The sequence below is a fragment of the Streptomyces sp. NPDC059909 genome, from assembly GCF_042730885.1.
Classification (GTDB): Bacteria; Actinomycetota; Actinomycetes; order Streptomycetales; family Streptomycetaceae; genus Streptomyces.
Window position 1 is genome coordinate 1 of sequence record NZ_JBHWKX010000058.1, and the last position, 20,406, is coordinate 20,406.

Here is a 20,406-nt window from a genome sequence, read left to right on the forward strand (position 1 = left end):
CTCGGCAGCGACGGGGTCTCGGACACGATCCCCAATGATCAACAATCCAGGCCCGCAGATCAACTCAGCCCGAGACGACCACCAAACCAGTCACGGCGGAACAAGCAGGTCCCCGGCCGCTGGTGGACCACGTCAGGCATGCCGAGGACGTCGGATTCCACTTCTCGGTCACGCCCGACCACGCGTTCCCCTGGCTCCGGAGCCACGGGCTACGACACCGACCGGGACGCGGCCGTGCGCCGCGCGCACGAGCAGTTCCGGTGGTGCGGACTGGGCTGGAAGGTCAACACCGAACTGCCCCATCGCGACGCGTTCGAGTCCGCCGGCCAATACGTGCGCCGAGGACGTGGCCGAGTCCATCCCCTGCGGCGACGACCCCAGGAGACCGTCGGGGCGGTGCGCCGCTTCGTGGAAGCGGGCTTCACCGAGGTGGCGCTCGTCCAGATCGGCGGTGACAGCCGGCACGCGTACCTGGACTGGGCCGGGCACAGGCCCTGCCGGCGCTGCGCGACGTCTGAACCGACGCCGCCGTCATGGCCGGCGCAGACTCCCGTCGACACGCCCATACATTCCGCCACCATTCCCTCACTGTCGGTGACCAGCCGTCCCGGACAGGGCGTAAAGTTAAAAAGTTCCCCTCACCTGCTCATGGCAGATGGAGTTGGCGGCTCATGTCGACGTCAAGTCATGCGGTCTACGGCGCTCCGTGCTGGGTCAGTCTCATGGCCCGCGATCTGCATGGAGCAGAGGAGTTCTACGGCTCCGTCTTCGGCTGGGATTTCCGGCCCACACGGCTCGGTGAAGAATTCTCGGTGGCATTCCTCGACGGAGATCCCGTCGCCGGCATCGGCGCGCTCGCCGGGAGCCTGGCGGTGCCCGTCGCGTGGACCCCGTACTTCGCCGTCGACGACGCCGACACGATCGCCGCACGCATCCGCGAGCGCAGCGCCACCCTCGCGGTCGGCCCACTCAGCTTCGGCACCGGCCGGGCCGCCCTTGCCGCGGACCGGGACGGCGCGGTCTTCGGGATCTGGGAGGGCAAGATCATCCCCGACTGGGGTGTCGGCAGGGACAAAGCACCCGCCTGGCTGGAGCTGCGCACCAGGGACGCCTTCGAGGCGGCCATCTTCTACGCCGAGGTCCTCGACTGGGCGTGCGAACGGCCGGGCTGCTGCGAGGTGGCCTACGAGGACGACCATGTCGTTCTACGCCGCCACAAGGACGTGATCGCACGGCTCACCGGGGGTGCCCCGGAGGCGGAACCCGACCCCCGGATGCAGCCGCACTGGCACGTGCACTTCTACGTCCCGGACGTTGACTACGCCGTCGAGAAAGCCCTCAAGCTCGGCGGCGAAACCGTGTCCGATGCCACCGGACCGTCCGGCCTCGCCGAGGACGTCACCCTGCGCGACCCCGACGGCGGACTCTTCACAGTGACCGCCCGCACCGCCGGACGACCCGGTACCGCCGGGTGCGGCTGAACGGGCGACGGCCGACGCCACCGGCCCAGCCGGCTGGGCGAGAAGCGCCTCTGCCTGGGAAACTGGCCGCATTGCCTGCCGAGAGCAGCCGCGAGTCCGGTCACCGAAGAGGAGGGACCTGATGGCCGAGCGCGCCAGAGGGAACCAGCCGCGCAGGAGGGCGTCCGGCCTGGTGCATCGCCTGGGCGCCGACATCCGTGAGGCAACCGCGGACCATGCGGGGAGGCCGGCCGCACATCCGGTTGCGGATGGTGCCGTCCCGTCGCGGTATCTCACCGCAGGCGACTACTGGTTCGAGGCGGAGCGGGCCGACGACCGCGGCAGCCCTCTGCATCCCTGACTCCCCCAGCACCTTCTCAACGCCGGGTGGATTTCCGCCTCTTCCGTTAACCGTGGGGGCGGTGAGCTGCCGAGCAGGATTCCCTGCCATCAGGTGCCATCAGGTGCCATCAGGATTGCGCCATCGCGCAGACACATTGCGACGCGATGAGTGAGGCGACTCGGCGCGGGTAAGCGCACATCACATGGCTCCTGAGGAGAGCGCGCATTACCCGCTGCCACAGGTGGGGTGCCCAGCAGGGGCCGATCGTGGCGATGGCAACGGCCCATCAGGACGAGCCTCATGCTCATATCCCGAGGCCGCCCTCGCTCCGTTTGAAATGTCTCCTCTGTGGCAGTGGCGTCCATGGCGCCACGAATCAGGGCGTCGTGTCCCCGGACACGACGCAGGACACCCGCAAAGGGAAACACCGCCTGTCGGGAGGTCGGCTCCATGTCAACAGAAACTCTCCTCGCCATCATCATCCCCGTCGTGGTGGTTCTTGCCGCGCTGGCCGTGGCAGCCCTTCTTCTCATGCGCCATCGGCGCCTTCGCGAGCGTTTCGGCCCGGAATACGACCGAGCGGTCGAGGAGACCGGCAGCCGACGCGCGGCCGAACGCGATCTCAGCGAACGCGAGAAACGACACGACTCGCTCGATATCAGGCCACTGCCGAGCGGTGTCCGGGAGCGGTACACGCAGGAATGGGACAGCGTGCAGGGGGAATTCGTCGATCGACCGGAGGATGCCGTACAGGACGCGGACGTTCTGGTCACGTCGCTGATGCGCGAGCGCGGTTATCCGACCGAGGATCTGACCCAACGACTCAAGGACCTTTCCGTCGAGCACAGTCGCACCCTCGAGCACTATCGCGCCGCCCATGAGGTCAACCGGATGAGCATCAAGCACGAGGCGACCACCGAGCAGCTGCGGGGCGCCATGGTGCACTACCGCGCCCTGTTCACCGAGCTGCTCTCCGACGGCGGTCAGGCTCGTCACGCCCGGGCCTGACCTCCCCGAACGCATCGATCAAGGTGGGCAAGGAAATGGAACGCGAGCAGATACCAGAACGCACGGACACCGGGCTGTCCACCGAGGACCTCGCCCAACCGCGCGGCGGAAACGCTGCCGAAGACACCGAAAGCCGGACCGGTACACCGACGTTTCCTGGCGAGGCCACCGAACCGGCCACTGAGACCGCCCCCGCGTCGGATCAGGAGTCGGATCAAGAGTCGGATCAGCAGGGTGCCACGCCGGTGGACGAGGAGCCGCCACCGCGACTCCTCACGACGGAGGACGAGGAAGGCTTCCGCTCACGCTGGCAGAAGATTCAGAACCTGTTCGTCGACGACCCGCGCGAAGCCGTGCACGCGGCGGACTCCCTGGTCGCGGACGTGATGCAGCAGCTCGCCGCGACGTTCGCCGACCACAAGCAGGACCTGGAGGAGCAGTGGAACCGCGGCGAGGAGGCGAACACCGAGGATCTGCGCATGACTCTGCGCAAGTACCGGTCGTTCTTCAACCGCTTGCTGACCAACTGACCTGACCGAACGCCCTCGCGCGCGTCAACGACCGTCATCGGAGACGGACTTGCCGCCGCGAGGGCGCGCCGTGTCGGCTGCGTCGCGCCCAACGCCGTCCGCCGATGCTTCGGCCCGGTCGGGAAAGCCTGCGAGGATCCGCAGCAGGGGGCCGATGTCCCTGTCCTTCTCCGCCGGGTGCCGGAACTTGCCGCCCATGATCACCTGGTACTGGTTGCGCCGGCCCACGCGCGTGTGTGTGAGGTAGCCGGCCTCCTCCAGATCGGCGACCAGGGCCTGCACCGTCCGCTCGGTCAGCTGGAGATCCGCTGCGAGATCCCGGATCCGGACCCATGGGTCGCGCGCGATCGCCGACAGCACACGGGTGTGATTGGTCAGGAATGTCCATGTGCTCCGCTGCGGCATGGGACTGTCCATTCCTCAATCATATGAGGTTTGATGCGCGTGTTTCAAAGGGTGCATTACGTTTCATGTATCTATTGACGTGTCTCTGCGCGCGTACGACGATGAGGAGGCACGCTCGGTCCGGCAGAGGGAGTGCCACCATGTTCTCCTCTCGATCCGGTAACCACAGTGACCCTGACAGCAAGGCAGGACAGCGGATGCAGGCCGCCGACACCGTTTGCGGAGGCAGGCTCGCGGTCACTGTGAGCAGGAACAGCAGTCGCTGTCTCGCCGTCGTGGTCGGCGAGATCGACACGACGGGCGCCCCGACGCTGCGCGAGACCCTCACTGCCGCCCTGCGCTCCGGGAGCGGACTGGACCTGGACCTCGGCGACGCCGAGTTCTGCGACTTCTCCGGCCTCCGCGTACTCGAGGACCTCCGAAGCCAGGCCATGGCGGCCGGCCGACGGATGAACGTCCTGAACGCCACGTCCCACGTGCGTGCCCTGCTGGCCGCCAACGGGCTTCATGACCTCCTCGCCTCCGGCGGGCCGCCGCACCAGGAGGACGCCGAGCGGCCGCCGGCCTCCCTCCTCACGAGGGTGCGTGAGACCCTCGCCGCCGTGGGCTTCCAGACCTCCCCCACGGACACCGAAGGAGCACCCGGGCTGAGCATCGAGGAGCAACCGCGCGGCATAGCCGTCACGTGGGCGGCACCAACGGGTCTGCACCGTCGTGCCGGACATCACCATGAGCCGGGAGCAGCCGAGTTTCCGGGCATCGACAACGCCCTGCACACCGCGCTCGTCGTTGCTCTCACGACGGCCGGATTCCTGATGGACGACTCCCCCGACACCCACGAGGTCATCGTGACCGGCGAACGGCCGGCGCCCGCGGGCGGCCACGACCGGGCCGCCGTGCAGGAACACGCCAGGAAGGCCATCGACGGCCACGCCACCGTCAATGAGGCTATAGAAGTCGTCGCCTCGACGGGACGACTGACTCCCGGACAGGGCCGACATGTGCTGGGGGACGTCTCCCGTGACACGGGAATCCCCTTGCTCCGGCTGTCCGAGCTGATCGTCGACTGGGCCGGCGGAGGGCAGATCTCCCTCGAACTGCGGGAACAACTCGAGCGCAGTCTCGCCCGGCAACAGCCGTGCACTCCCCCGACACCGCCCGACGCCGCCTGAGCACGCTCCCGGCGCCTCGGAGCGGCCCGTCGACCCGCGGGCAACGCGGTCCTGACCGGTGGGGCCGTGCCCGGTCGGCGGGCTCGGTTGCCGTGAAACCGGTCGGCAGGCGCGGCCGGCCCTGCATACGCCCCGTCGCGGGGAGGAGCACATGCCCGAGCTACCGGACGTCGAGGGCTTCCGCAGGGTACTGAGCACCTGTGGCAGCGGCCGCCGCGTCACGAGCGTGGAGGTGCGGGATGCCGGACCCCGCCCGGCGAGTCCAGCACGGCCTCGGGCACGGGCCCGCACGAGACCCGCACGCGCGGCTGGGCCAAGGGCCCGATGGCCGTGATCGCGGTCGTCGTCCTGATGATCGCCGCGTTCTTCCTCGCCTACGCTCTGGTGCTGCTGGTCTGACGACCGCACCGGGCCCGCCCCCGTTCGGTGCGAGGTGGCCTGCGGGGGCCTCACTCTGCGCGCCGCCGCGTCTCCTGCTCGTACACGGGCACGTCGGCGTCCGGGACCTCCTGGGCGAAGCGCTCGTCGAGCGAATCGCCCACCTGCTGCTCCGCGCCCGTGGTGCCGCGTTTTCCCACGCCCAGTGGGCGCTCGGGAGGCGAGTAGCCGTCGTCGAGGGTGTCGTCGGTCTGGGCGTCGTCGAGCGCGTTCCGCAGGTCCAGCTCGTCGTCGGGACGGTTCCGCACATCGGATTGCTGGGGCTGGTAGACATCGTCGCCTCGTCCTTGGTCGGACATGGCGCACCCCTTTCGTAGGAGTTTCCCCCTGCCGGACCCCGCCTGTCGGGCAGCTGCCCCGGCATCGGCGGCCGACTCGCGGTGCTGCGGCGAATCGACGCGCCGGCCCCCTTCGTCCAGCGTGTCACCGGCCATCGGCCGGGTACCCGCCCACAGGGGACCGGGGAACGGAGTCCACCACGATGAAGGTTTCCGACCACATCCTCGAACGGCTTCGCGCATGGGGCGTCGAGCACGTCTTCGCCTATCCGGGCGACGGCATCAGCGGACTGCTCGCCGCCTGGGGACGCGCCGGCAACACCCCGCAGTTCATCCAGTCCCGCCACGAGGAGATGTCGGCGTTCGAAGCCGTCGGCTACGCGAAGTACTCGGGCCGCACCGGAGTCTGCGCCGCGACGTCGGGCCCCGGGGCCATCCATCTCCTCAACGGCCTCTACGACGCCAAGCTCGACCACGTCCCCGTCGTGGCCGTCGTCGGGCAGACCGACCGCAGTGCGATGGGCGGCTCGTACCAGCAGGAGGTCGACCTCGTGTCGCTCTACAAGGACGTCGCCTCGGAGTTCTGCGCGATGGTCACCGTCCCGCAGCAGCTGCCCAACGTCCTGGACCGGGCGATGCGCGTCGCGGCCGCACGCCACACCGCGACCGCCGTGATCGTCCCCGCCGATGTGCAGGACCTGGAGTACGCGGCGCCCGCGCACGCCTTCAGGATGGTGCCGTCCAGCCTGGGGACCGGCCGCTCCGCACCGGTGCCCGCCGACGAGGACCTCGCCCGCTGCGCCGAGATCCTCAACGCCGGGGAGCGCGTCGCCGTGCTCATCGGCCAGGGGGCGCGGAACGCGCGCGCCGAGGTGGAGGAGCTCGCCGACGTCCTGGGGGCCGGTGTCGCGAAGGCGCTGCTGGGCAAGGACGTTCTGCCCGACACGCTGCCGTACGTCACCGGCACGATCGGGCCGCTCGGCACCCGGCCCTCGTACGAGCTGATGCGCGACTGCGACACGCTGCTGGTGATCGGCTCCAGCTTCCCGTACAGCCAGTTCCTGCCGGAGTACGGGCGGGTGAGGGCCGTGCAGGTGGAGATCGAGCCGTCCATGGCGGGGCTGCGCTACCCGTTCGAGCTCAATGTGCTGGGCGATGCCGCCGAGACCCTCACGCGGCTGATCCCCCTCCTGGTCCGCAAGGAGGACCGGTCGTGGCGCGGCGCTGTCGAACGGAACACGCACCGCTGGTGGGAGGTGATGGAGCGGCGCGCCGCCGTGTCCGCCGATCCGATCAACCCGGAGCTCGTGGTGCACGCGCTCGACCGGTTGCTGCCCGATGACGCGGTCCTGGCTTCGGATTCGGGTTCGGCGGCCAACTGGTACGCCCGCCACCTGCGGATACGCGGCAACATGCGCGGGTCCCTGTCAGGGACGCTCGCCACGATGGGTTCGGGCGTCCCGTACGCCATCGGCGCCAAGTTCGCCCTGCCCCACCGGCCGGCGATCGAGCTCGTCGGTGACGGTGCGATGCAGATGAACGGCCTCTCCGAGCTGATCACGGCCGCCAAGTACTGGCCGCAGTGGTCGGATCCCCGCCTCGTCGTCGCCGTCCTCAACAACCAGGACCTCAATCAGGTGACCTGGGAGATGCGCGCCCTCGAAGGCGCGCCGCAGTTCGAGGAGTCCCAGCGCCTGCCCGACATCCCGTACGCCGCATTCGCGCGGGAGCTGGGCCTCGACGGGGCGCGCGTGACCGACCCCGGCGACGTGGAGAAGATCTGGCGTCAGGCCCTCGCGTCGGACCGGCCCTTCGTCATCGACTTCCGTACGGACCCCGCCGTGCCGCCCATACCGCCGCACGCGACGTGGGACCAGATCAGGGCGACGGCCACCGCCGTGTGGCGGGGTGACACTGACAGGGCCTCGGTGATCCGCCAGGGCGTCAAGGCGAAGATGCAGGAGTTCCTCCCCGGCGGCGGCGCCGGCGCCAAGGCCGGTGGCGGCAAGGGCTGATGGGACGGCAGGACGGAGTGGCGGTCATGAACCATACGAGCGAGCCCCGCGGCGCCGGCCGTCGGCTGCACCTCGCACCTGCCGCCGGGGACCCGGCGCACGACGCGTCCCACGACCTTCCCCAGGACCACACCCAGTCGATCCTGGAGACGACCAAGCAGGTGGCCGCGCTGCTCAAGGCGTCCGGGTACGCCTTCGCGCTCGCGGGCAGCGTCGCGGCGCACGCGCACGGCGTCCCCGCGGTGCTGCGGCACGACACGGACTTCTGCATCAGACGCGAGGACGTGGACGGGGTGGTCCAGGCCCTGCGGGAGGGCGGTGTCGAGATCGTGCCCGCTCCCGAGGACTGGCTGGTCAAGGCCCGGGCGGGAGGTGAGGAGATCGACCTGATCTTCGAGCTGGCCCATCGGCCGGTGACCGACGACATGCTCAGGAACGCGCCCGTACTGTCCGTCGACTCGGTGCGGATGCCGGTCCTGACGCCGTACGACCTGCTGAGCAGCCGGCTCGCCGCCCTGTCCGAGCACCACTGCGACTTCGGCCCCCTGCTCACCGTCGCCCGCACTCTGCGCGAGCGCATCGACTGGAACGCGTTGCGGGACGAGCACCGGCGGGAGCCGCTCGCGGACGCGTTCCTGTATCTCCTCGTACGGCTCGACGTCATCGACCCCAGGGACCGGAGGGAGGCGGGGCCATGAAGTCCGACCCGACCGGCACCGGCGCGGCGACCGGCGACGTCCATGGCGAAGGCGCCTACCGCATCGCGCGTCTGCGCGAACGCCTCGCCGGTGACGACATCGCAGAGCTGGGCATACGCATCGACGAGCGCGGCGGCGCCGTCCTGCTCTCCGGCACCGTCGCCACCGCGGCCCACCGGGACGACATTCTGCGGATCGCCGCGGAGGAGCTCGGCAGCACGCCCGTCCGTTCCGACCTGGTGATCGCCTCGGCCGAGGCCCCCGACCGCAGCGAGGAGCTCCCATGATCCGGATCGCTGCTGTCGGCGACATCCATCTGGGCGAGGACTGCCGGGGACTGCTCCGGCCCGCCTTCGACACCCTCAGGGACTGCGCGGACGTCCTGCTGCTCGCCGGTGACCTCACGCGCCACGGCACCGTCGCGGAGGCGGAGGTCGTCGCAGCCGAGGTGGCCGGGCTGCCGGTCCCGGTCGTGGGCGTCCTCGGCAATCACGATTACCACAGCGACCGCGAGGCCGAGGTGACGGCCGTACTGACCGACGCCGGCGTGACGGTCCTCGAGGGCGACGGCACGACGGTGGACATCCACGGGACGAAGGTCGGCATCGCCGGCACGAAGGGCTTCGGCGGGGGCTACACGGGCAGGAGCGCCGGCGAGTTCGGGGAACCGGTGATGAAGGAGTTCGTCCGCTACACCCGCCGCTGCGCGACGGGTCTGCGCCGGGCGCTCGACATGCTCGCGGAGCAGGGCAGCGCCGTCCGGATCGCCCTGATGCACTTCTCGCCCGTGCCGGACACCCTCGCCGGGGAGCCGCCCGAGATCTATCCCTTCCTCGGCAGCTATCTGCTGGCCGAGGCGGTGGACGAGTCGGGCGCCGACCTGGCCGTGCACGGTCATGCGCACATGGGTGTCGAGCACGGCATGACGGCGGGCGGTGTCCGCGTACGCAACGTGGCCCAGCCCGTGATCAACCGGGCCTTCGCGGTGTACCACCTTCAGGTGCCGCCGAAGGCAGCGTGACCGTTCCGCCCTAGCCGGCCTGTCCGGGGGCCGCGAGCGCCATCAGTTCCTGGAGCCGCAGGCCGCGCGCCGCGTCGATGGGCGTGGAGATGCCGGCCCGCACGGCGTCCGCGAACTCACGGCGCAGTACGGGCCAGCACTCCTCGTGGTCGAGTTCGCCGGTGTCGTAGACGAGTTCCTCTGCGGGCCCGAACAGCTCGATACGGGTTCTGGCCCGCGGCAGGTTCACGGTGCCGGACAGGGACGCCTGGCTGACCGAACCGTTCTCGTGCTCACAGGTGAGTTCGATCCAGCGGCGGGGGTCTCCGGTCGCGTGGACGGCGGCGATGGGGCCGACCGCGGTGTCCAGCAGATCCAGCAGATGCGGTCCGAGGTCGAGCAGGGCGCCGTGCTCGAGGCGCCAGGCGGTGGCGAAGTCGCCGCCCAGGAAAGCTCCGTGGAGATAGCAGGACCGTGCTCCGGTGATCTCCAGTTCGGCGGCCTTGCGCAGGAACTCTCGGGTCACGGGGTGATAGCGCTTGGTGAGGACGAGCTGGGACACGACTCCCGCCTCGGCGACCGCGTCCGCCACCATGCGCGCCGCGTGCACGTCCGGGCCGAGCGGCTTCTCCAGCAGCAGGTGGCGGCCGGCCTTCGCGGCACGTACGGCCAGGTCCGCCTGGACGGCGGGCGGGACGGCGAAGGCGACGGCCTCGCAGCGGTCGATCAGTTCCTCGAACGAGTGGGCGACCGCCGCCCCGTAGGGCTCGGCCGTCTCACGGGCGGCCTCGGGCCGGCGCGCCCACACCGCGGCCAGCTCGGTCTCCGGTCCCGCGGCGAGCATCCGGGCGTGCATGGCCCGGGCCCAGGGGCCGGCGCCGATCAGGCCCACCTTCACCGGGGGCAGCGTCCAGGGGGTGTTCATACAGGGGCTCCGTGCTTGCGGTCGGTGGTGAGGGAGGCGAGGCGCCTGTCGGCCTGGTCGGGTGCGTAGAGGTGTTCGACGACCAGAGCGGCCGCGCCCATCAGGCCGGCGCGGTCGCAGAGCCTTCCGGTCACGACGTCGAGGTTGGCTGTGGTGCGGGGCATGGCGCGCTGGTAGAGGAGCTCGCGCACGCCCGTCAGGAAGGGGGTTCCGGCCAGGTCCCCGCTGAGGACCAGCACGCCGGGGTTGAGCAACGTGACGACGGTGGCCAGCACTTCGCCGATGCGCTGCCCGGCCTCGCGGGCGAGCCGGACGGCGTCCGGCTGCTGCTCGGCGAGCAGCCGGCTGACGTCCGAGCCGGAGGTGGTGGGGACGCCGAGGTCGGACAGCTGCGCGGCCAGGGCACGACCGCTCGCGACGGCCGCCAGACAGCCGTAGGAGCCGCACATGCACAGCGCGTCGGGCCGGTCGTGCACCCTGATGTGTCCGATGTCGCCGGCGCTTCCGTCGATGCCCCGGTAGATCTCGCCGTCGACGACGACTCCGGCGCCGATGCCGGTGGACGCCTTGACGAGGAGGAAGGCCGAGCAGTCGGCGTGGGCGGCTCGGTGTTCCGCGTACGCCATCAGGTTGGCGTCGTTGTCGACGAGCACCGGCACGGGGCCCGGCTCCCGTGCGGCGCCGACGTGCTCCGCGTACGCCTCCTGCATCTTCTCGCGGATGGGGAAGGCGTCCCAGCCGGGCATGATCGGGGGCTGGACGACGCGTCCCGCGGCGAAGTCGACCGGTCCGGGGACGGACAGGCCGATGCCGCACACATCCGCGGGTTCGGCGCCCGCCTCGGCGAGCAGCGGCGCGAACCAGCGGGCCAGTGTGTCGAGGACGGCGACGGGCCCGTCGCCGATCAGCAGGTCCCCGGACCGGATGGCGAGCACCGTGCCCGCCAGGTCCAGGACGGCGGCACGGGCGTGCCGGGTCTCGAGATCGACGGCGATCACGACGGCGTGCGTCGGATCGAACTCGATCCGGGCCGACGGGCGTCCACCGGTCGAGGTGCCCGCCACGTCGCGCAGCCAGCCCGCCCCGTACAGCTGCTCGAGGCGGAGCCCGACGGTCGAACGGGACAGCCCCGTGGCGCGCTGCAGGTCGCCGCGCGTGGTGGCTTCGCCCCGGCGGATCAGCCGCAGCAGATGTCCGGCGCTCGCCTGGTTCCCAGACATGCTTGTTCCCCGTCCCCTCAGCTCTTGTCCGCGCCGCTGGTCAGCCCCTCGGTGAGCAGGCGCTCGGCGGCGAAGAACAGAAGTACCACGGGGATCGTCAGGACCACCGACCCGGCCATCAGTACGGTCTTGGAGACCTCGATGCCGTTCGCGAGCTGGGCGAGGCCCAGGGACACCGTCCACTTGCCGGGGTCGGCGGCGAGGAAGAGCAGGGCGAAGAGGAACTCGTTCCAGGCGATCATGAAGACGTACAGCCCGGTCGCCATCAGCGACGGCGCCGCGAGCGGCAGGATCACCTTGCGCACGGTCTGCAGGCGGGAGCAGCCGTCGAGGGCCGCGGCCTCCTCGATGGAGTACGGGATCGTGACGAGGTAGTTCTTCAGCATGTAGATCGACACGGGCACGGTCTGGGCCACGTAGACGATCGCGAGGCCGACGAGGCTGGAGGACAGGCCCAGCTTCGCGAACATCACGAAGAGCGGGACGGCCAGCAGCGTGGCCGGGAAGAGGTAGACGGCCAGGAAGAGGGCGCTGACCTGCCGGCCGCCGAAGAACTTGAGGCGGCTGATGGCGTACGCGCCCGGCACGGACACGGCGAGGGTGAGCACGACCGTACCGAGGGAGACGAGCGCGGAGTTGAGCAGCAGCCGCGTGAATCCCTGCCCGCCGTCCTCGGTGGACGTCATGACGTTGCGGTACGTGTCGAGCGTGAACTCCTTCGCGGAGACCCACAGGGATCCGGGGTCGAGCAGCAGCGCGTCGATGGGCTTCACCGACAGCAGCAGCATGTAGTAGAAGGGCACGATCGTGATCGCGGCGAGGAACGCGATCACCACCCAGCGCAGGACGCGGAAGAGCCGCTCCTCGAACTGCGCGCGCGTCATTGGCGTACGCGTCATGGCCGAGCGCGTCATGACTGCTCCTCCTGGACCTTCTTGCCGAAGAACTTGAAGTAGAGGCCCAGCAGGACGACGAGGACGGCGGCGAGGACGAGGGCCTGTGCCGCGGCGGCGCCGACGTCGTAGCGGGCCGTGAGGAAGTCGTAGACCCGGACGCCCGCGATATCGGTTCCGGAGCCGCCGCCGGTGAGCAGGTAGACGTCGTCGAACTTGTTGAACGTCAGAATGAAGCGCAGCACGCACAGCAGCGCCAGGACCGGCATGAGCTGCGGAAGGAGAATGTGGCGGAAGCTCTGCAGCGGCGTGGCTCCGTCGACCTTGGCGGCCTCCTCGAGTCCGTCCGGCACCGCCTGGAGCCGGGCGAGGAGGAAGAGGAACGCGAACGGGAAGTAGCGCCAGATCTCGAAGGCGATGACGGTGAACAGGGCGAGCGGGATGTCGAAGTGCAGCCCGAGGAGGCTGACCTCGTACTCGCGCGTGGACAGGAACGCGATCGGGTCGTCCCAGCCGAAGAGCGTGCGGCCCCATTCGTTGACGATGCCGTACTGGGGGCTGAGCGCGACTTCCCAGACGAACGCGACGGCGACGACCGGGGCGACGTACGGCAGGAGCATGGCGCCGCGGAGCAGGCCGCGGCCCTTGAACGGGGAGCGGAGTGCGAGCGCGGCCACGAGACCGAGCAGGATCGATCCGGCGGTGGCGCCGACCGTGTAGATCAGGGTCGTGACGAGGCTGCTCCAGAATCCTGCCGAGGCGAAGACTTGCGTGAAGTTGTCCAGCGACCAGTTGCCGAACAGGCCCATGCCCTGGATGTCGACGAGCTTGGCGTCCTGGAACGCGAGCAGCACGGTCCACAGGATGGGCAGGACGACGACGACCAGCACCACCAGGAAGGTGGGAGTCACGAAGGCGAGTCCTGCGCGGTTCTCGCGCCGGGAGGCGGTGAGCGGCCGGGTGGTGGTGCGGGGCCGGGTGGCGGTGAGCGGACGCCGGTCCTTGGGGCGGCGCTCCGTCGCGCCGCGCTGAGCTGTAGTCATGGGTCGGTTCCTCGGCCTACTGGAGGGACTTCTGCAGGGCGGCGACTTCCTCGTTCGCCTCGCGGGCGGCTTCGTCCGGCGGAATCTGGCCGCTGGTCATGGCGCCGATGGCCTTGGGGACGGGCAGTTCGCCGCTCATCGCGCCGACGAGGGCGCCCTCGCCCTGGGTGATCCCCCAGCGCTGCATGTTGCTGACGCCGTCGGCGAGCTGGTCGAGGAGCTGGTCGGAGAAGACCTCGTTCATGGGCCTGAGGGTGTCGACGCCCATCTTGCTGTGCCGCCAGGCGTCCAGGTACCTGTCGGGCTGCTCGGCGGTGCCCTTGCGGACGGGGATCTTGCCTTCGGGCGCCAGGCCGAACCAGTCCTCGTACCCGGCGCCCATCATGTATTCGATGAACTTCCGCGAGGCGTCGGTCTCGGCGGTCTTGGTCGTCACCCATGAGGTGACTTCGCCGAGCTGGGCCGGCTTCGCGCCGTCGGGTCCCTTGAGGGCGGTGACGATGCCGCTGTTGGCGGCGAGGAAGTTCGGGTCGCCCTTGCACTCGGCGCAGCTGGGCAGCGCGTCCTTGCGCAGCCCGGCGAGTTCGTCGAGCAGGAACGAGGACCAGATGATCATCGAGGACTTGCCGGCGAAGTAGGTGGCGCGGGTGGAGTCGACGGTCTGGGTGCCGGGTGCGCCGTGCTCGCGGGCGAGCGTGTCGTACGCCTCGAAGGCGGTGGCGCACCGGGGCGAGTCGAGTTCGACCGTGCCCCGGCCGTCGACGAGCTGGCAGTCGTTGGCCAGCGCGATGTTCTCGAAGCTCTGCTGGGTGAAGACGTCACTGGGGTCGGTGGCGGCGGAGATGCCGTCCCGTCCCTTCGTGTCGAGCCCCTTGGCCGCGCTGAGGAGTGCGTCGTAGGAGTCGGGCGTCTTCAGACCGGCCTGTCGCAGGAGGTCCTTGCGGTAGACGAGGAGCTGCAGCCAGGCGTCGGAGGGGACCGCGAGCTGGGTGGCGCCGTCCGCGGTGAGGCCGAGGGCGTTGGCGTTGAAGGTGCCACGGCCGAGCTCGTCGACGATGGCCTTGGGGATGTCGGTGTTGAGCAGACCGTTGCCGTACATCTGCCAGGTCTGACCCATCGGTACGGCTCCGATGACGTCGGGGAGTTTTCCGGCGGCGGCGGCCGACATGATCAGCTGGGGCATCTGGCCCTCGTCGACGCCCACGAGGTCGACCTGGATGCCGGTCTCCTTCTCGAAGCGATCGATGATCTTCTCGGTGGCCGCCACGCGTGGGGTCAGGTTCTCCTGGGACCACACCGTGATCCTCTTGTCGGCCTTGCCGGGGCCGGTGGCGTTGGAGCAGCCGGCGAGCACCCCCATGCCCAGTGCCGCTGCGAGACCAACTGCGATCGCCTTCGACCGCCGGGTCCTTTTGCGCATGTCCCGTCCTCAGTCCCTCGGTGCCGGCGTAGGAGCCCTCACCGACTTACGTCTATCGAGAAAGCATCTCAGCATCACTTTTGCGTGTTGACAAGACGTAAGTCGAAGATATTCTCAACCTAAGTGGTGAACCCAACCCCCGGAGCTCTCACGTGGAACGCGTCGTCCAATTCACCGGCCCCCGCCAGGTCGAGGTCGCGGAGCATGACTCCGCCCCTCTGCCCACCGGCCATCTGCGGGTACGCACCCGCTACTCGGGAATCTCGGCCGGCACCGAGCTGACGGCCTACCGGGGCACCAACCCGTATCTGACTCGCACCTGGGACCCGGAGGCCCGGCTCTTCCGCGACGGCGCCGCGGGCATCGAGTACCCGGTCGCAGGCTGGGGCTACTCGGAGGTCGGCGAGGTCACCGAGGTCTCCCCCGAGCTCGTCGGCACGCCCGGCATGCCGGAGTCGGGCGACCTGGTCTGGGGCATCTGGGGCCACCGCAGCGAGGGCATCGTCCCCGCCGAGCGCATGATCGGCCACGCCCTGCCCGCCGGACTCGAACCGCTCGCCGGAGCCTTCGCCCGCGTCGGCGCCATCGCCTACAACGCCGTCCTCGCCTCCGACATCCACCTCGGAGAGGACGTCGCCGTCTTCGGCCAGGGCGTCATCGGACTCCTCACCACCCGCCTCGCCCAGCTCAGCGGCGCGCGCGTCACCGCCGTGGACGCCCTCGACGTACGGCTGGAGAGCGCCAAGGCCTACGGCGCGCACCACACCCTCAACGCCCGCACCGACGCGGTCGCCGAACGCATCCGCGAGGCCACCGACGGCCTGGGGGCGGACGTCGCCATCGAGATCAGCGGCGTCTACCCCGCCCTGCACGAGGCACTGCGCTCGGTCGCCGTGGGCGGTCGGGTCGTCGCCTCCGGGTTCTACCAGGGAGACGGTGCGGGCCTGCGACTCGGCGACGAGTTCCACCACAACCGTGTGCAGCTGATCTGCTCCCAGATCGGCGGCGTGCCGCCGCAGCTCGCCGGCCGCTGGACGGTCGAGCGTCTGCAGTGGACCTTCCTGCGCCTGGTCGCCGAGGGGCACGTCGACGTCGAGTCCCTGGTCAGCCATGTCGTCCCCGTCGCGGACGCGGCCGACGCCTACGTCCTGCTGGACGAGCGCCCCGCGGACGCCCTCCAGGTCGTCCTGGAATTCTGAGTTTCCGAGGAGAGAAACCGTGCTCAAGACCGCTGCCCAGGAACAGCTCCTGCCGGGCGCCACGCTTCAGGAGAAGTGGGACTTCGCGCAGGCTGCCGGGTTCGACGCGATCGAGCTGCGCGCCAAGGGGGACTTCCACTTCCAGGAGCGTCTGCCCGAGCTCAGGCAGGCGCAGAAGGACGGCGTCGTCATGCCGACCGTCTGCGTCGATATGCTGCACTTCTTCGGCGCCTTCGACGAGGAACTGCGCCGTGACGCGATCGCCCAGATGAAGTCCCAGCTCTCGGTGATCGCGGAGCTCGGCGGCCTCGGGGCCCAGACCCCGGCGTCGTACGGCATGTTCTCGCGCCGTCTGCCGCCCTTCGAGCCTTCGCGCAGCGAGGAGGAGGACCGCGAGGTCCTGCTCGCCGGACTCGCCGAGCTGGGTGAGCACGCCGGGACTGAGGGCGTCACCCTCTATCTGGAGCCGCTCAACCGGTACGAGGACCACATGGTCAACCGGCTCGAGCAGGCGGCCGAGCTGATCCGTACGGTCGGCAGTGACGCCGTGAAGATCGGCATCGACAGCTACCACATGAACATCGAGGAAGCCGACCCGGCCGCGTCGATCCTCGCCCACGCGGACGTCATCGGCCACGCCCAGGTCTCCGACTCCAACCGCTTCCAGCCCGGCGCGGGCCACCTCGACTGGCCCGCGTGGCTCGGCGCGCTCAGGGCCATCGGCTACGACGGCTACCTCGCCGCCGAATGCCGCCTGACCGGCGACCCCGTCGAGGCCGTGCGCTCCATCCCCGGCTTCCTGCGGCGGTCCGGAGCATGACTGCCCTCCTCGTCCCGACGCGCCCCCTCGATCCGCCCGTGCCCGCCGCCGCCACAGACCTGACCCTGAGGCGCGGCGCGGCACGGGTCCTCCTCGGCAACTGGACCGGTGCCTCCACCGTCCCCTCGCGCACCCTGTATCCGCACCAGTGGAGCTGGGACTCGGCGTTCATCGCGATCGGGCTGCGGCACCTGTCCCCGCGCCGCGCCCAGCGCGAGCTGGAGACCCTTCTCGGTGCGCAGTGGGAGGACGGGCGCGTCCCGCACATCGTTTTCAATCCGGCCGTGCCGCTGAGCGCCTACTTCCCGAGCCCCGACTTCTGGCGCTCGTCGCACGCGGGCGCCACGGCCGGAGCCCCCGCCGGCATCGAGACGTCGGGGATCGTGCAGCCACCCGTGCACGCGCTCGCCGCGTGGCTGGTGCACGAGGCCGACCCTGCCGAATCCGTCCGGCGCGGCTTCCTCGCCCGGATGTACCCCAGGCTGACGGCCTGGCACCGCTACCTCACCTCCGCCCGGAACCTGGGCGGGGCAGGGCTGGCGGCGGTGGTGCACCCATGGGAGCCGGGCATGGACAACAGCCCTTGCTGGGACGGCCCGCTCTCCCGCATCACGCCGGCCGATCCGGCCTCCTTCCGCCGCGCCGATCTGGACCACGGCCATGCCGACGACCGGCCCACGGACGTCGACTACGGACGGTACGTGCAGCTCGCGGCGGACTACCGGGACGCCGGATACGCGGACGGCGGGCACACGTTCGCCGTCGAGGACCCGTGCGTCAACGCGCTGCTCATCGTGTCCGAGTACGCCCTCGCCCGTATCGCGCAGGCGGCCGGCGCCGACCCGCTCGTCCACGAGCGGCGCGCACAGCGGCTCACGGCCGCACTCGTCTCGCGGCTGTGGGACGCGGAGGCAGGCCTGTTCCTCTGCCGTGACCTGGTGAGCGGCCGGCTCGTACAGGAGCGCAGTGTCGCCGGGCTCGTGCCGCTGATCGTCCCGGGCCTGCCCGAGGACATCGTCCGGACGCTGCTCGACACCCTCGACGGCCCGCACTTCCGGGCGGATGACACCGGCCTCGTCGCCAGCTACGCGCTCAGCGGCCACGCCTTCGACCGGACCCGCTACTGGCGCGGACCGGCCTGGTTCAACACCGCCTGGCTCATCGGGCGCGGCCTTCGCCTGTACGGCGCCGCCGACCGCGCCGAGCGACTTCGGGCCGCCTTCCTCAGCGCCGCCAGGACGTCGGGATTCGCCGAGTACGTCGACCCGTTCACCGGCGAGGGGCGAGGGACCCGCGACTTCGCCTGGACCGCGGCCCTCACCCTCGATCTGCTCGCGACCCCGCACCTGGAGACCGTTCGATGACAACCCCCGGCCGCGTCCTGCTCGTCCGCGACGGTACGTTCGCGGTGCTCGGCCCGGACGGCTCGATCGCCGGCACCCGGGGGACGGCACCCGACGGACTGTTCCTGCGCGACGCCCGTCATCTGAGCCGCTGGGAGCTGACCGTCGACGGCACCTCTCCCACGGTGCTCGTTCCGGCGTCGGACTCGGTCCCGTCGACCAGTGTCCTCACCCCTGCCGGTACGCGCGACGAGCCGCCCGCCTACACCGTCTTCCGCGAACAGGCGGTCGGGGCAGGGCAGTTCACGGAAACCGTGCGTCTGGTCAACAACTGCCCGACGACGCTGACCGCGCGGATCGAACTCGCGGTGGACGCCGACTTCGCGGACCAGTTCGAGCTCCGCGCCGACGACCGCGCCTACCCGAAGCCCGACGCCGAACACGACGTCCAAACGCGGCCGGACGGCGTCGAGTTCGGCTACCGGCGCGGCCACTGGCACTCCCGTACGACGGTCACCGCGCGGCCGGCCCCGGACACCGTCACCGGCGAGCGGCTGGTCTGGGCCGTGACGCTGCCTCCCCAAGGCGAGGCCGAACTGCGCCTGACGGCCGAGGCCCACCCCCACGGCGCCCCGGCCGGCCCGCTTCCCGAGGCATCGCCCGCCGACGCGGCCCTTCCCGACTCCGCGGACCCCGAACTCCTGCGCGCCTGCCGGCAGGGGCTCGCGGACCTCGATCTCCTCCGGGTGTCCGCCACCGGACCCGACGGCGAACAGGTGACCGTGCCCGCCGCCGGGATTCCCTGGTTCCTCACCCTCTTCGGCCGCGACTCGCTCCTCACCTCGTACTTCCTGCTGCCCTACCGGCCGCGCACCGCCGAGCAGACCCTGCTCGCGCTCGCCGCCACCCAGGGCTCCGGGTACGACGCCTTCCGAGGCGAGCAGCCCGGCCGCATCGTGCACGAGGTGCGCCACGGGGAGCTCGCCGAGTTCCGCCAGGTGCCCTACGGCCGCTACTACGGCTCGGTCGACGCGACGCCGCTCTTCCTCGTCCTCCTCGGCGCGCACGCGGACACCACCGGCGACACCTCGCTCGCACTGCGGCTGGAGAGCCATGCCCGGGCGGCCGTCGACTGGATGCTCACCGACGGCGGCCTGACCGAGCACGGCTACCTCGTCTACCGCCCCGACGCCCGGGGACTGGTCAACCAGAACTGGAAGGACTCCGCCGGCGCGATCTGTTTCGCGGACGGCACCCAGGCCGAGGGCCCGATCGCGGTCTGCGAGGCCCAGGGATACGCCTACGACGCGTTGGTGCGCACCGCGCGCCTGGCGCGGACCGTGTGGCACGACCCCGACTGGGCCGAGCAGTTGGAGGCCGCGGCCGCCGGGCTGCGCGAGCGGTTCCACCGCGACTTCTGGATGGCCGGCCAGGACTTCCCCGCCCTCGCGCTCGACGGCGCCGGGCGGCAGGTGGACGCGCTCGCCTCCGACGCCGGTCATCTCCTGTGGTCCGGCATCCTCGACCAGCCGCACGGCGAGCGCGTCGGCCGCCGTCTGCTGGCGCCCGACTTCTTCTCGGGCTGGGCGATCCGCACCCTGGCATCGGGACAGGCCCCTTACCATCCGCTGTCCTACCACCGGGGCAGCGCATGGCCGCACGACAATGCCGTCATCGCGCTCGGCCTCGCCCGCTATGGCTGCCGCAGTGAACTGCGCACCCTCGCCTCCGGGTTGACGGCAGCGGCCGCCCTGCACCGCTACCGCCTGCCGGAGGTGCTCGCCGGATACGGGCGCGAGGAGCACGCCGCCCCCGTGCCGTATCCGCACTCGTGCTCGCCGCAGGCGTGGGCGGCGGCGACTCCGCTGGCCGTGCTGACCGCCTGCATCACGGACGGCGCCACGACGGGGACTGCGGCTGCGGCTACGCTTCGGCCATGAGGGCCCGCGTGCAGGGGTGGGTCGGTACGCGACGAGATCGCACGGCGACTGCAGTGGCTCGACGAGCAGGTGCAGCGGCCGAAGCCGGCCGCCGGGCCCGCGGGTTCACGGCGCGCAGCCGAGTCGGCCGGGGCAGCTGAGCCGGCCGGGGCGGCCGGGGCGGGACGGGAACAGGTCCGTGAGCGTACGCGGAGCTGCGGATCCTGGCGAACACCACCGACGACCCGACCGTCCGCGAGCGAATCGAGGCGGTCTA

At 70.7% G+C, this 20,406-nt stretch carries 20 protein-coding genes and 1 pseudogene; 14 read left to right on the forward strand and 7 right to left on the reverse strand.

Features of this window, described 5'->3' with window-relative positions; all coding sequences use genetic code 11:
• Window positions 1–210: 210 nt before the first annotated feature.
• The 4 genes and pseudogenes from ACFV9O_RS29780 to ACFV9O_RS29795 all read left to right on the forward strand — a co-directional run.
• A pseudogene (locus tag ACFV9O_RS29780) lies at window positions 211–518 on the forward strand (LLM class F420-dependent oxidoreductase); the annotation flags it as partial.
• Between the two features lie 153 nt (window positions 519–671).
• On the forward strand, window positions 672–1,481 hold the full coding sequence (locus ACFV9O_RS29785) for a VOC family protein (protein WP_385423203.1): 810 nt from the start codon (window positions 672–674) through the stop codon (window positions 1,479–1,481).
• Window positions 1,482–2,253: 772 nt separating this feature from the next.
• On the forward strand, window positions 2,254–2,811 hold the full coding sequence (locus ACFV9O_RS29790) for a hypothetical protein (RefSeq protein WP_385423205.1): 558 nt from the start codon (window positions 2,254–2,256) through the stop codon (window positions 2,809–2,811).
• 35 nt (window positions 2,812–2,846) lie between these two features.
• Window positions 2,847–3,341 (forward strand): hypothetical protein, encoded by a 495-nt coding sequence (locus ACFV9O_RS29795; protein ID WP_385423207.1) that lies wholly within the window; start codon window positions 2,847–2,849, stop codon window positions 3,339–3,341.
• Between the two features lie 24 nt (window positions 3,342–3,365).
• On the opposite strand, the gene ACFV9O_RS29800 is transcribed toward ACFV9O_RS29795, so the two are convergent.
• A complete protein-coding gene (locus tag ACFV9O_RS29800; RefSeq protein ID WP_385423209.1) occupies window positions 3,366–3,758 on the reverse strand; it encodes a helix-turn-helix transcriptional regulator in 393 nt (130 codons plus the stop codon).
• Window positions 3,759–3,988: 230 nt separating this feature from the next.
• Here ACFV9O_RS29800 and ACFV9O_RS29805 point away from each other — a divergent pair, with 230 nt between their 5' ends.
• On the forward strand, window positions 3,989–4,918 hold the full coding sequence (locus ACFV9O_RS29805) for an STAS domain-containing protein (RefSeq protein WP_385423211.1): 930 nt from the start codon (window positions 3,989–3,991) through the stop codon (window positions 4,916–4,918).
• Between the two features lie 198 nt (window positions 4,919–5,116).
• Window positions 5,117–5,317 (forward strand): DUF6480 family protein, encoded by a 201-nt coding sequence (locus ACFV9O_RS29810; RefSeq protein WP_385423298.1) that lies wholly within the window; start codon window positions 5,117–5,119, stop codon window positions 5,315–5,317.
• A 50-nt stretch (window positions 5,318–5,367) separates the two neighbouring features.
• On the opposite strand, the gene ACFV9O_RS29815 is transcribed toward ACFV9O_RS29810, so the two are convergent.
• Window positions 5,368–5,655: a hypothetical protein gene (locus tag ACFV9O_RS29815; RefSeq protein WP_385423213.1), complete on the reverse strand. Its 288-nt coding sequence runs from the start codon at window positions 5,653–5,655 to the stop codon at window positions 5,368–5,370.
• Window positions 5,656–5,837: 182 nt separating this feature from the next.
• Here ACFV9O_RS29815 and ACFV9O_RS29820 point away from each other — a divergent pair, with 182 nt between their 5' ends.
• Genes ACFV9O_RS29820 through ACFV9O_RS29835 form a run of 4 tightly spaced genes read left to right on the forward strand, consistent with a single transcriptional unit; the run spans window position 5,838 to window position 9,368 of the window.
• Window positions 5,838–7,649, forward strand: coding sequence for a thiamine pyrophosphate-requiring protein (locus ACFV9O_RS29820; RefSeq protein ID WP_385423215.1), 1,812 nt, complete (start codon window positions 5,838–5,840; stop codon window positions 7,647–7,649).
• 26 nt (window positions 7,650–7,675) lie between these two features.
• A complete protein-coding gene (locus ACFV9O_RS29825) occupies window positions 7,676–8,347 on the forward strand; it encodes a nucleotidyltransferase family protein (RefSeq protein WP_385423217.1) in 672 nt (223 codons plus the stop codon).
• Window positions 8,344–8,634, forward strand: a complete 291-nt coding sequence (locus ACFV9O_RS29830) for a BON domain-containing protein (RefSeq protein ID WP_385423219.1) — start codon at window positions 8,344–8,346, stop codon at window positions 8,632–8,634. The genes ACFV9O_RS29825 and ACFV9O_RS29830 overlap by 4 nt, the downstream gene beginning before the upstream one ends.
• Window positions 8,631–9,368, forward strand: a complete 738-nt coding sequence (locus ACFV9O_RS29835) for a metallophosphoesterase (RefSeq protein ID WP_385423221.1) — start codon at window positions 8,631–8,633, stop codon at window positions 9,366–9,368. Before ACFV9O_RS29830 ends, ACFV9O_RS29835 begins: the two co-directional genes overlap by 4 nt.
• 10 nt (window positions 9,369–9,378) lie before the next feature.
• Here ACFV9O_RS29835 and ACFV9O_RS29840 read toward each other — a convergent pair whose 3' ends face one another.
• From ACFV9O_RS29840 to ACFV9O_RS29860, 5 genes are read right to left on the reverse strand one after another with little or no spacing between them, the layout of a single operon-like run.
• On the reverse strand, window positions 9,379–10,272 hold the full coding sequence (locus ACFV9O_RS29840; RefSeq protein WP_385423223.1) for a Gfo/Idh/MocA family protein: 894 nt from the start codon (window positions 10,270–10,272) through the stop codon (window positions 9,379–9,381).
• Window positions 10,269–11,492 (reverse strand): ROK family protein, encoded by a 1,224-nt coding sequence (locus ACFV9O_RS29845; RefSeq protein WP_385423225.1) that lies wholly within the window; start codon window positions 11,490–11,492, stop codon window positions 10,269–10,271. The genes ACFV9O_RS29840 and ACFV9O_RS29845 overlap by 4 nt, the downstream gene beginning before the upstream one ends.
• Window positions 11,493–11,509: 17 nt before the next feature.
• A complete protein-coding gene (locus ACFV9O_RS29850; RefSeq protein ID WP_385423300.1) occupies window positions 11,510–12,376 on the reverse strand; it encodes a carbohydrate ABC transporter permease in 867 nt (288 codons plus the stop codon).
• A 26-nt stretch (window positions 12,377–12,402) separates the two neighbouring features.
• Window positions 12,403–13,428: a carbohydrate ABC transporter permease gene (locus ACFV9O_RS29855; protein WP_385423227.1), complete on the reverse strand. Its 1,026-nt coding sequence runs from the start codon at window positions 13,426–13,428 to the stop codon at window positions 12,403–12,405.
• 16 nt (window positions 13,429–13,444) lie between these two features.
• Window positions 13,445–14,848 carry an ABC transporter substrate-binding protein gene (locus ACFV9O_RS29860; RefSeq protein WP_385423229.1) on the reverse strand — a complete coding sequence of 468 codons (1,404 nt, stop codon included), beginning with the start codon at window positions 14,846–14,848 and terminating at the stop codon, window positions 13,445–13,447.
• A 152-nt stretch (window positions 14,849–15,000) separates the two neighbouring features.
• Here ACFV9O_RS29860 and ACFV9O_RS29865 point away from each other — a divergent pair, with 152 nt between their 5' ends.
• Genes ACFV9O_RS29865 through ACFV9O_RS29880 form a run of 4 tightly spaced genes read left to right on the forward strand, consistent with a single transcriptional unit; the run spans window position 15,001 to window position 20,150 of the window.
• On the forward strand, window positions 15,001–16,047 hold the full coding sequence (locus tag ACFV9O_RS29865) for a zinc-binding alcohol dehydrogenase (protein ID WP_385423231.1): 1,047 nt from the start codon (window positions 15,001–15,003) through the stop codon (window positions 16,045–16,047).
• A gap of 19 nt (window positions 16,048–16,066) precedes the next feature.
• Window positions 16,067–16,867 carry a sugar phosphate isomerase/epimerase family protein gene (locus ACFV9O_RS29870; RefSeq protein WP_385423233.1) on the forward strand — a complete coding sequence of 267 codons (801 nt, stop codon included), beginning with the start codon at window positions 16,067–16,069 and terminating at the stop codon, window positions 16,865–16,867.
• Window positions 16,864–18,231 carry a trehalase family glycosidase gene (locus ACFV9O_RS29875; RefSeq protein ID WP_385423235.1) on the forward strand — a complete coding sequence of 456 codons (1,368 nt, stop codon included), beginning with the start codon at window positions 16,864–16,866 and terminating at the stop codon, window positions 18,229–18,231. The genes ACFV9O_RS29870 and ACFV9O_RS29875 overlap by 4 nt, the downstream gene beginning before the upstream one ends.
• Entirely contained in the window at window positions 18,228–20,150 is a 1,923-nt protein-coding gene (locus ACFV9O_RS29880) for a glycogen debranching N-terminal domain-containing protein (RefSeq protein ID WP_385423237.1), read from the forward strand. Before ACFV9O_RS29875 ends, ACFV9O_RS29880 begins: the two co-directional genes overlap by 4 nt.
• The last annotated feature ends 256 nt before the right edge of the window (window positions 20,151–20,406 follow it).